Origin of the sequence: Kitasatospora cystarginea (genome assembly GCF_039533515.1) — a bacterium.
In the GTDB taxonomy this organism is placed as follows: Bacteria; Actinomycetota; Actinomycetes; order Streptomycetales; family Streptomycetaceae; genus Kitasatospora; species Kitasatospora cystarginea.
In genome coordinates, this window is sequence record NZ_BAAATR010000194.1 from 1 (window position 1) to 784 (window position 784).

Annotated in this window: 1 protein-coding gene; it reads right to left on the minus strand. The window is 71.0% G+C overall.

Features of this window, described 5'->3' with window-relative positions; genetic code table 11:
- Positions 1-619 (minus strand): glycosyltransferase family protein (locus ABD369_RS40785; RefSeq protein ID WP_486327364.1); only part of this gene is annotated, 619 nt, incomplete at its 3' end.
- Positions 620-784: the final 165 nt, after the last annotated feature.

The window sequence follows — 784 nt, forward strand, 5'->3', positions numbered from 1 at the left end:
GCAGTGCGGCGGGCAGTTGGGCGGGTCCGTTGTACGGGATGTAGCGCATCGGCTGGCGGACCACGTCGTCGGCGGCGACCTGCAGCGACGGCGGGCAGGGATCCAACGTCACATCACCGAACGCGCGGTACTTCTCCAGCTCGTGCCGCTTGACCAGACCCCCCAGACGTCCCTCGGTGGAGTCCGTGATCGAGGTGATGAAGTCGGTGGCCCACAGCAGCCGCAGCGCGGGCACCCCCAGGTCCCCGGCGAGGCCGGGGCCGAGGTAGGCCATCGGTTCGTAGACCACGAAGTCCGGCCGCCACTGCTCGGCGAAGCGGTAGGTGTCCTCGGCCATCGCCACCGCACAGTCGGTCGCGGCCTGCGTCGCATGCCTCCCCCGGTGCTCGATCGCGGCCCGGTCCAGCGTTCCCCGCTGGTGTGCCGCCCTCAGCCGGGCCTTGACGTCGATGTCGTCGCCGACGGGCAGGGCCGGCAGCCCCGCCTGGGTGATGGTGGCCGCGAAGGAGGGCTGGCTGGCCACCATCACCTCGTGCCCCGCGGCCCGCAGCGCCCACCCGAACGGCACCATCGGATACAGATGGGAACCCCATGGCCAGGTCAGGAAAAGCGCGCGCATCGCTGCCTCCTCACGCCCGTGTCCGTACGGTGGTGGCCCATGGGCCGGTGAACTGTTCGATGTCCCGCGCGAGTTGGGCGGTCACCTCGGCGGGGGTGGGCTGGGTGAGGTGTTGTTGTCGGAGTCGGGTGGCGGCCTGCTGGTGGGTGGGGAGGTTGCCGAGGA